Source organism: Pseudomonas sp. P5_A2_2, assembly GCF_054177685.1.
This window is the reverse complement of the sequence record NZ_JBGCUL010000104.1, coordinates 1-9943: the sequence shown is the minus strand read 5'-3', so window position 1 is coordinate 9943 and position 9943 is coordinate 1. Positions and strand designations below refer to the sequence as shown.

Annotated in this window: 8 protein-coding genes; all 8 read right to left on the bottom strand. The window is 59.6% G+C overall.

The features are described 5' to 3' along the window. A partial coding sequence (gene nuoG / locus ACXRVY_RS10035; protein WP_458237330.1) for an NADH-quinone oxidoreductase subunit NuoG occupies window positions 1-1625 on the bottom strand: 1625 nt, incomplete at its 3' end. A gap of 137 nt (window positions 1626-1762) precedes the next feature. Further along, window positions 1763-3118: an NADH-quinone oxidoreductase subunit NuoF gene (gene nuoF, locus ACXRVY_RS10030; RefSeq protein ID WP_223461555.1), complete on the bottom strand. Its 1356-nt coding sequence runs from the start codon at window positions 3116-3118 to the stop codon at window positions 1763-1765. Then, window positions 3115-3612, bottom strand: a complete 498-nt coding sequence (gene nuoE / locus ACXRVY_RS10025; protein ID WP_008020715.1) for an NADH-quinone oxidoreductase subunit NuoE — start codon at window positions 3610-3612, stop codon at window positions 3115-3117. Before nuoE ends, nuoF begins: the two co-directional genes overlap by 4 nt. 2 nt (window positions 3613-3614) lie before the next feature. Next, window positions 3615-5399, bottom strand: coding sequence for an NADH-quinone oxidoreductase subunit C/D (nuoC, locus tag ACXRVY_RS10020; protein ID WP_223461557.1), 1785 nt, complete (start codon window positions 5397-5399; stop codon window positions 3615-3617). 74 nt (window positions 5400-5473) lie between these two features. Further along, complete coding sequence (locus ACXRVY_RS10015) at window positions 5474-6148, bottom strand: NuoB/complex I 20 kDa subunit family protein (RefSeq protein ID WP_007970441.1); 675 nt, start codon at window positions 6146-6148, stop codon at window positions 5474-5476. A gap of 10 nt (window positions 6149-6158) precedes the next feature. Further along, the gene (locus tag ACXRVY_RS10010; RefSeq protein ID WP_003223812.1) at window positions 6159-6572 is read right to left on the bottom strand and encodes an NADH-quinone oxidoreductase subunit A; all 414 of its coding nucleotides are present in this window, start codon (window positions 6570-6572) and stop codon (window positions 6159-6161) included. Window positions 6573-7209: 637 nt separating this feature from the next. After that, entirely contained in the window at window positions 7210-8535 is a 1326-nt protein-coding gene (gene aceA / locus ACXRVY_RS10005) for an isocitrate lyase (RefSeq protein WP_458237329.1), read from the bottom strand. 475 nt (window positions 8536-9010) lie between these two features. Continuing rightward, the gene (locus tag ACXRVY_RS10000; protein ID WP_458237328.1) at window positions 9011-9772 is read right to left on the bottom strand and encodes a secretin N-terminal domain-containing protein; all 762 of its coding nucleotides are present in this window, start codon (window positions 9770-9772) and stop codon (window positions 9011-9013) included. Window positions 9773-9943: the final 171 nt, after the last annotated feature.

Genomic DNA, 9943 nt, shown 5'->3' with positions numbered 1-9943 from the left:
CCACCGAGCATGGCCAGGCCGAGGCTGTTGGCCTCTGGCACGATCAGGCTGATGGAACCGTTCTTCTCGCGCAGCTTCAGAGCTTTGGCGATGTTCGCGGCGGCTTCGATCAAGGCTTTGGAGCCCAGGGAAGTACCGGCGATGATCAGTGGACGCTTGGCTGCGAGCAGGGCGTCGGCGATGCGCTTGGCCAGTTCGAGGGCTTCAGCGTCCAGGCCTTCAACGGCTGGAGCGCTGGCGTCGAGGGCGTGAGCCACGGCGAAACCGATGCGRGCCAGGTCGTCTGGAGCGGCGTGAACACATTCTTCGGCGATGTCGTCGAGCTTGGTTTCAGCCAGGCTTGCGATGAACAGCGGGTTCAGCGCGTGCTGACCGATGTTCTTCACCGCGGCGTCGAGCCAAGGCTGGACGCGCATGGCGTCGGCCATGTCTTCGGCCTTGCCCTTGACCGATTGACGCAGGGACAGGGCCATGCGTGCAGCAGTCTGGGTCAGGTCTTCACCAAGGACGAACACGGCGTCGTGGTCTTCGATGTCACGCATGTTCGGTACTGGCAGCGGGCTGTCTTTCAGCACTTGCAGGACCAGGCGGATTCGCTCCAGCTCGGCAGCTTCGATGCCCGAGTAGAAGTGCTCGGCGCCCACCAGTTCGCGCAACGCATAGTTGCTTTCGAGGCTGGCGCGTGGCGAACCGATACCGACGATGTTGCGACCGCGCAGCAGGTCAGCGGCTTTGTCCAGCGCTTCGTCGAGGCTCAGCTTGGCGCCGTTGGCCAGCAGCGGCTGACGCGGGCGGTCTTCGCGGTTGACGTAGCCATAGCCGAAACGGCCACGGTCGCACAGGAAGTACTGGTTCACCGAACCGTTGAAACGGTTTTCGATGCGACGCAGTTCGCCGTAACGCTCGCCCGGGGAGATGTTGCAGCCGCTGGAGCAGCCATGGCAGATACTCGGCGAGAACTGCATGTCCCACTTGCGGTTGTAGCGCTCGGAGTGAGTCTTGTCGGTGAACACACCGGTCGGGCAGACCTCGGTGAGGTTGCCGGAGAACTCGCTTTCCAGGGTGCCGTCTTCAACGCGACCGAAGTACACGTTGTCGTGGGCGCCGAATACGCCGAGGTCGGTGCCGCCAGCGTAATCCTTATAGAAGCGCACGCAGCGGTAGCAAGCGATGCAGCGGTTCATTTCGTGGGAAATGAACGGGCCCAGTTGCTGGTTCTGGTGGGTACGCTTGGTGAAGCGGTAACGGCGCTCGTTGTGGCCGGTCATGACCGTCATGTCTTGCAGGTGGCAGTGACCGCCTTCCTCACAGACCGGGCAGTCGTGAGGGTGGTTGGTCATCAGCCATTCAACAACACTGGCGCGGAATGCCTTGGACTCTTCATCTTCGATGGAGATCCAGGTGCCATCGGTGGCAGGGGTCATGCAGGACATGACGATACGACCACGGGTGTCGTTTTCGTCGGTGTACTGCTTGACCGCGCACTGGCGGCAAGCGCCAACGCTGCCAAGGGCAGGGTGCCAGCAGAAATACGGAATATCGAGGCCTAGCGACAGACATGCCTGTAACAGGTTGTCTGCCCCATCGACTTCGAGCTCTTTGCCGTCTACGTGGATAGTGGCCATGGTTCAAAGTTCTTCGTTGGCCCGGTGTCAGCGGGCGTGGCTAATGGAATCTTGTTATCCGCGTGAATCAACACAGCCGTTAAAGGCGTCATCACACGAAAAGCGAAGGGCACGGACCCTTCGCCTTTTTTAAGCGTTTACGCGCCGACCAGGATCGGCCTTGCCAGAGGCGGGACGGTGGCGCTGACAGGCGCGATACCGGCTTCGAACTCTGGACGGAAGTATTTGATTGCGCTGCCCAACGGCTCCACGGCACCCGGTGCGTGAGCACAGAAGGTCTTGCCCGGGCCGAGGAAACCGACCAGACCCAGCAGGGTCTCGATGTCGCCTGGCTGGCCTTCGCCGTTCTCGATGGCCATCAGCAGCTTGACGCTCCATGGCAAGCCATCGCGGCAAGGGGTGCAGAAGCCACAGGATTCGCGAGCGAAGAACTGCTCCATGTTGCGCAGCAGGGACACCATGTTGACGCTGTCGTCCACCGCCATGGCCAGGCCGGTACCCATGCGGGTGCCGACTTTGGCGATGCCGCCGGCGTACATTTGTGCGTCCAGGTGTTCCGGCAACAGGAAGCCGGTACCGGCGCCGCCAGGCTGCCAGCACTTGAGCTTGTAACCGTCGCGCATGCCGCCGGCGTAGTCTTCGAACAGCTCGCGTGCGGTGACGCCGAACGGCAGTTCCCACAGGCCCGGATTCTTGACCTTGCCGGAGAAGCCCATGAGCTTGGTGCCCATGTCTTCGCTGCCTTCACGGGCCAACGATTTGTACCAGTCCACGCCGTCGGCAATGATCGCCGGCACGTTGCACAGGGTCTCGACGTTGTTCACGCAGGTCGGCTTGCCCCACACGCCAACGGCGGCAGGGAAGGGCGGCTTGGAGCGCGGGTTGGCGCGGCGGCCTTCGAGGGAGTTGATCAGTGCGGTTTCTTCACCGCAGATGTAACGCCCGGCGCCGGTGTGGACGAACAGCTCGAAGTCGAAGCCGCTGCCCAGGATGTTCTTGCCCAACAGGCCAGCTGCCTTGGCTTCTTCCACCGCACGGTTCAGGTGCTTGGCGGCGGTGGTGTATTCGCCACGCAGGAAGATGTAGCCACGGTAGGTTTTCAGGGCGCGGGCACTGATCAGCATGCCTTCGATCAGCAGATGGGGCAGTTGCTCCATCAGCATGCGGTCTTTCCAGGTGTTCGGCTCCATTTCATCCGCGTTGCACAGCAGGTAGCGGATGTTGATGGATTCGTCCTTGGGCATCAGGCCCCACTTAACGCCAGTGGGGAAGCCTGCACCGCCGCGACCCTTGAGGCCGGAATCTTTCACGGTCTGGACGATGTCGTCCTGGCCCATGTCGGCGAAGGCCTTGCGCGCAGCGGCGTAACCGTTCTTGGCCTGGTACTCGTCGAGCCAGACGGCTTCGCCGTCGTCACGCAAACGCCAGGTGAGCGGGTGAGTCTCGGCCGAACGCTTGATGCGGTTGGCAGGACCGAAGGAAGTCAGGGTCATACATAGCCCTCGAGCAATTTGGCAACGCCTGCTGGCTGCACATCACCGAAAGTGTCGTCGTCGATCATCAACGCCGGCGCCTTGTCGCAGTTGCCGAGGCAGCAGACCGGCAGCAGGGTGAAACGACCGTCGGCGGTGGTCTGACCCAGGCCGATGCCCAGCTTGCTCTGGATTTCGCTGACCACGGACTCGTGGCCGCCGATGTAGCAGACCATGCTGTCGCAGACGCGAATGATGTGACGGCCCACTGGCTGACGGAAGATCTGGCTATAGAACGTCGCCACGCCTTCAACGTCGCTGGCCGGGATGCCGAGGATCTCGCCAATGGCGTACAGGGCGCCGTCCGGCACCCAGCCGCGTTCCTTCTGAACGATCTTCAGGGCTTCGATCGACGCCGCGCGCGGGTCTTCGTAGTGATGCAGCTCGTGCTCGATGGCCGAGCGCTCGGTTTCACTCAAGGTGAAACGGTCTGTCTGGATAAGCGTGCTATTCATGCTTAGCGGTCCACGTCGGCCATAACGAAATCGATACTACCCAGGTACGCAATCAAGTCCGCGACCATGCTGCCTTTGATCACCGAAGGGATCTGCTGCAAGTGCGGGAAGCTTGGGGTACGAATCCGGGTGCGGTAGCTCATGGTGCCGCCATCGCTCGTCAGGTAATAACTGTTGATGCCCTTGGTCGCTTCGATCATCTGGAAGGATTCGTTGGCCGGCATGACCGGGCCCCACGAAACCTGCAGGAAGTGCGTGATCAAGGTTTCGATGTGCTGCAGGGTGCGCTCTTTCGGCGGCGGCGTGGTCAGCGGGTGATCCGCCTTGTACGGGCCTTCCGGCATGTTGCGCAGGCACTGGTCGATGATCCTGATGCTCTGGCGCATCTCCTCGACACGCACGATGCAGCGGTCGTAGGCATCGCCATTGGCGGCCAACGGCACTTCGAACTCGAAATTCTCGTAGCCCGAGTACGGACGCGCTTTACGCAGGTCGAAGTCGCAACCGGTCGAACGCAGGCCGGCACCGGTGACACCCCATTCCAGGGCTTCTTTGGTGTTGTAGTCGGCGACGCCGATGGTCCGGCCACGCAGGATGCTGTTGTCCAGTGCGGCTTTCTGGTATTCGTCCAGACGCTTGGGCATCCACTCGACGAAATCCTTGACCAGTTTTTCCCAGCCGCGCGGCAGGTCGTGGGCGACGCCACCGATGCGGTACCAGGCCGGGTGCAGGCGGAAACCGGTAATGGCTTCGATCACCGTGTACGCGCGCTGACGGTCGGTGAAAGTGAAGAACACCGGGGTCATGGCGCCGACGTCCTGGATGTAGGTACCCAGGAACAGCAGGTGGCTGGTGATCCGGAAGAACTCGGCCATCATGATACGGATGACGTCGACCTTCTCCGGCACCTTGATGCCGGCCAGCTTCTCGACCGACAGCACGTATGGCAGGTTGTTCATCACGCCGCCGAGGTAGTCGATACGGTCGGTGTACGGAATGAAACTGTGCCAGGACTGGCGCTCGGCCATCTTCTCGGCACCACGGTGGTGGTAACCGACGTCCGGTACGCAGTCGACGATCTCTTCACCGTCCAGCTGCAGGATGATGCGGAACGCACCGTGCGCGGACGGGTGGTTCGGGCCGAGGTTGAGGAACATGTAGTCCTCGTTCGGACCGGAACGCTTCATGCCCCAGTCTTCCGGCTTGAAGCGCGCGGACTCTTCCTCGAGCTGCTGCTTGGCCAGGTTCAGGGTGAACGGGTCGAACTCGGTGGCACGGGCCGGGAAGTCCTTGCGCAGCGGGTGACCTTCCCAGGTCGGCGGCATCATGATGCGCGACAGGTGAGGGTGGCCGGTGAAGTGGATGCCGTACATGTCCCAGACTTCACGCTCGTACCAGTTGGCGTTCGGCCAGATGCTGGTGATGGAAGGCAGGTTGAGGTCGTTCTCGGACAAGGCGACCTTGATCATCACGTCACTATTACGTTCGATCGACATCAGGTGATAGAACACGGAGAAGTCGACGCCGTTCGGCAACCCTTGACGCTTGGTACGCAGACGCTCGTCCACGCCGTGCAGGTCATAAAGCATGACGTACGGCTTGGGCAGGTTACGCAGGAAAGTCAGGACTTCGACGAGTTTGGCGCGGGCAACCCAAAGCACCGGCATGCCGGTGCGGGTAGCCTGGGCGGTGAACGCCTCCGGGCCAAAACGGTTGTTCAGTTCGACGACCACATCCTGGTCGTCTGCCTTGTAAGGCGGGATGTACAGAGCACTGCCTGTAGTCATGGTTATTTTATCGCTTTCGGTCAACGTAAAGAATGAAGCCAGGTTCTCGTTCCATGGAAAGAGGCAGATCTGGATCAGACTTCGTCGGGGCTGCGCAGGTTGGTTACCTGAATACGCTGTTCGCGGCGTTTTTCCTTTTCGGAAGGCATCTCGGCGCGATAGACGCCTTGATCACCAACGACCCAGGAAAGTGGACGACGCTCCTGGCCAATCGACTCCTGCAACAGCATCAAGCCTTGCAGGAAAGCTTCAGGGCGGGGCGGGCAGCCAGGCACGTAGACGTCCACGGGCAGGAACTTGTCCACCCCTTGAACGACGGAGTAGATGTCGTACATGCCACCGGAGTTGGCGCACGAACCCATGGAGATGACCCATTTAGGCTCGAGCATTTGCTCGTAGAGACGCTGAATGATCGGCGCCATCTTGATGAAGCAAGTACCGGCGATAACCATGAAATCCGCCTGGCGCGGCGATGCCCGGATAACTTCGGCGCCAAAGCGCGCGATGTCGTGGGGCGCCGTGAAGGCGGTGGTCATTTCCACGTAGCAGCACGAAAGACCGAAGTTATACGGCCACAGGGAGTTCTTGCGCCCCCAGTTGATCGTGCCGTTAAGCACGTCTTCGAGCTTGCCCATGAAAATGTTTTTGTGGACTTGATCTTCTAACGGATCGGAAACGGTTTCCCGCTGGCCAATCGGATACTGCTCGTTAGGAGCATCGGGGTCGATCCTGGTGAGATTGTATTGCATTGCCAAAGCCTCATTGTTTCAGCTTCGCTTGCCGCTTGCGCCGAGCTTCCGGAGCCCAGTCAAGGGCGCCCACTCGGAATAGGTAGACAAGGCCTGCCAACAGAATTGCTATGAAAACGAGAGCTTCGACGAATCCGGTCCAGCCGCTTTCGCGGACGGACACAGACCAGGCAAAGAGAAAGAGGGCTTCGATATCGAAGATCACGAAGAGCATCGCGACCAGATAGAATTTGGCTGAGAGCCGCAAGCGGGCGCCACCTGTAGGTAGCATGCCGGACTCGAACGGTTCGTTTTTGCTGCGGCCCCAGGCTTTTGACCCGAGGAGGCTGGAAACACCGAGCATGAAGGCGCAGAGGCCGACAACGCCTAGAAGGAAAATGGCAAAGCCCCAGTTGTGGGCCATGAGTCCTGTCGCTTCGGGCATGCTGGTAATCCTTAACAGAGAGCAAAGGTCTCTGAGCTTGAAAAGAAACAAAAGCAGTGACGATATGTCGCAGCAATCAATCCAGCTGATTTTATGGCTAAACACCCGGCAAGTAAAATTCCTATGGCGAAATTTATTATAGGAATAAGGACATAGCGAGCCTAAACCCCCCCACAGGCCTTGCGGCTCGGGCATTAGCCGGCATTTCGTCAATYATGTTTTGTAGGGAATGTAACGAACATTGTTCACGCTAAATGATAATCAATATTGTTTGACTTGGTTTTTAAACTGCTTGTCCGTCGGATACTCGGGAAGTTGTCTTATATGAGCGTTACAGCAAGTAGCGCCAGTGAGCGTTTTAGCGGATCTTTCTGACAGTCGTACCGCTCTGGATCAATGTTTTTCCGGTCGCCGCTTTCCCATGTGGGAGCGAGCTTGCTCGCGATGGCGGTGTGTCAGACACAGCATCTTTGCCCGAAGGATCGCTATCGCGAACAAGCTCGCTCCCACAGGGTTTGGCGGTGCTGATTAAATCGCAGGCAAAAAAACGCCCCGAACCAGTCGGGGCGTCAGATGTGCAGCGCTGCGGTTAGCTTTCTATTCGGTCCGCAGCGGCTGATGTCTCAGTCGAAGCAGATCAGTGGAACTGTTCTTCTTCGGTCGAACCGGTCAGCGCGGTTACCGAGGACGAGCCACCCTGGATCACGGTGGTCATGTCGTCGAAGTAGCCGGTGCCCACTTCCTGCTGGTGAGCCACGAAGGTGTAACCCTTGGCGGCGTCAGCGAATTCCTGCTCTTGCAGTTTCACGTAGGCAGTCATGTCGTTGCGGGCGTAGTCGTGCGCCAGGTTGAACATGCTGTGCCACATGTTGTGAATGCCAGCCAGGGTGATGAACTGGTGCTTGTAGCCCATGGCGGACAGTTCGCGCTGGAACTTGGCGATGGTCGCGTCGTCCAGGTTTTTCTTCCAGTTGAAGGAAGGCGAGCAGTTGTAGGACAGCAGTTGGTCCGGGTATTCCTTCTTGATCGCTTCAGCGAAGCGACGAGCCTCGTCCAGGTCCGGCTTGGCGGTTTCGCACCAGATCAGGTCGGCGTACGGAGCGTAGGCCAGGCCGCGAGCGATGGCCTGGTCGAGACCGGCGCGAACCTTGTAGAAACCTTCCTGGGTACGTTCGCCAGTCACGAATGGCTGGTCGTACGGGTCGCAGTCGGACGTCAGCAGGTCGGCGGCGTTGGCGTCGGTACGGGCCAGGATGATGGTCGGAGTGCCGGCAACGTCAGCAGCCAGGCGAGCAGCGGTCAGCTTCTGTACGGCTTCCTGGGTAGGAACCAGTACCTTGCCGCCCATGTGGCCGCATTTCTTCACGGAAGCCAGCTGGTCTTCGAAGTGAACGCCGGCGGCGCCTGCTTCGATCATGCTCTTCATCAGCTCGTAAGCGTTCAGTACGCCGCCGAAACCGGCTTCAGCGTCAGCCACGATTGGCKCGAAGTAGTCGATGTAGCCAGCGTCGCCCGGGTTCTTGCCGGCTTTCCACTGGATCTGGTCGGCACGACGGAACGAGTTGTTGATGCGCTTGACCACGGTTGGAACCGAGTCCACCGGGTACAGCGACTGGTCCGGGTACATCGATTCGGCGGAGTTGTTGTCCGCAGCCACTTGCCAGCCCGACAGGTAGATCGCCTGGATGCCGGCTTTGACTTGTTGTACAGCCTGGCCGCCGGTCAGGGCGCCCATGCAGTTGACGAAATCTTTCTCAGGACGGAAGGCCGGCTTGGCACCCTGGGTCACCAGGTTCCACAGCTTCTCGGCGCCCATTTTTGCAAAGGTGTGCTCAGGTTGAACCGAGCCACGCAGGCGGACGACGTCAGCAGCGGAGTAAGTGCGTGTCACGCCTTTCCAGCGCGGGTTTTCAGCCCAGTCTTTTTCGAGGGCTGCAATTTGCTGTTCGCGTGTCAGTGCCATGGGAGATAAACCTCGTCGCGTCTTTATGAAAAGTTGTTCTGCGGTGGAAAATTCCTGCGCTCGCTGACCAGAAGCTTAAGCGGTCAAGTCGGATTCGGCGGGGAGGGCGACGGGATGAACGATCGGCTCGAGGGGAAGTGAGCAGGTAAAGGCGAACTGCGGGCGCATTCGGGCGTCGTGGGCCTTGGTGCGAACAACAGTGTGGTGCCGGGTTACCTATTACGCTTCCGTCCCTCGGGACAACTTCGTTCCAGTCGACAACCTCGTCAAACACACCTTGTGGGCGGTACAGACACGAAGCGGTTCGCGGGGGTAGGTTGCGAACATCGCCTCGAAGGCCCTTGCCAGGGCCTCTGATTAGCGGGAGCGAGGCCATCATGCCTTCGCTTTTTTGGCTCGTCAAACGTTTTGTAGTGCTTTTTTTATGGCACTACATCTTTGGTCTAATACGACTCGTCAGTCAGTTTTTGGTGCTTTAGTCCAAGGTGTCGACTTTCACCCGCAGTGTCATGTCGTTGCGGCTCTGGGTCGAGTAGCTGTGGGTCTGGCCCTGTTTGTCGGCCTGGGTCTGGCCATTGACCCCGRCCAGCAGGATCCACTCACCGAGGTGACCGGTGACGGTTGTGTCGGTGCTTTGTACGTTCACTACATCGGGACGTTCCTGGCTCATGCGGTCACGGTTGGTACTGATCGACAGGTGAACGATGTCGCCGGTGACGTTTGCCGTGACGTAGAAACCCTGGGTGACGTTGCGATACTCGGTCTGGCTGCTGTAACCGCCATAGGAATCGCTTTGGCTGCTGGTGATCGGCACGCTCTGGCCGACCTGGATCAGTGCCGGTGCGCCTTCGCTGGCCTGCACTTGCTGAATGCCGCCGTCGCGACTGTCGGTGCTGTAGTTGATGATGCGGGTCTGGCCGGGCTTGGCACCGTTCAYCGAGTAACCCTGGTCGCCCTGGAAGTTGTTGTCGCTGGTGTCGACGGTAATCAACAGGCGCTTGGGTGCAGTGTCGAGTTGCGAAAGGAGGGCTTTAAGTTCGTCGATCTTGCGCTGATCGGCGTTGACGATGAGTTGATTGCCGTAGGCGCTGACCTGGCCTTCCTTGCCGATGAAGTCCTGCGCCACCGGTAGCAGGTCCGCGCTGGTGTGGTACTGGAGGGAGACGATTTCTGTGGCTGCCATCACCGAAAAACTGCAGCCGAGCAGCAGGGTGGTGAGCAGGGTGCGTAGGGACATATCCGTTATCTCCGCCAACTTGAGTTGATGATAGTGCCAGTTTGTCGGCCTGGAGTGGCGCTAGTTGAATCGTAGGCAGCAAAACGCCCCGGCATCGTGAGATGTCGGGGCGTTTTGTGGTGTGCTTCAGGGCCTCATCGCGAGCAGGCTCACTCCTGCAAGGTCTAGCGC

Excerpts from the sequence above, each read along its gene's own strand:
- nuoE (WP_008020715.1), bottom strand. The coding sequence starts at position 3,612 with ATGAATAGCACGCTTATCCAGACAGACCGTTTCACCTTGAGTGAAACC.
- nuoF (WP_223461555.1), bottom strand. The coding sequence starts at position 3,118 with ATGACCCTGACTTCCTTCGGTCCTGCCAACCGCATCAAGCGTTCGGCC.
- ACXRVY_RS10010 (WP_003223812.1), bottom strand. The coding sequence starts at position 6,572 with ATGCCCGAAGCGACAGGACTCATGGCCCACAACTGGGGCTTTGCCATT.
- nuoC (WP_223461557.1), bottom strand. The coding sequence starts at position 5,399 with ATGACTACAGGCAGTGCTCTGTACATCCCGCCTTACAAGGCAGACGAC.
- ACXRVY_RS10015 (WP_007970441.1), bottom strand. The coding sequence starts at position 6,148 with ATGCAATACAATCTCACCAGGATCGACCCCGATGCTCCTAACGAGCAG.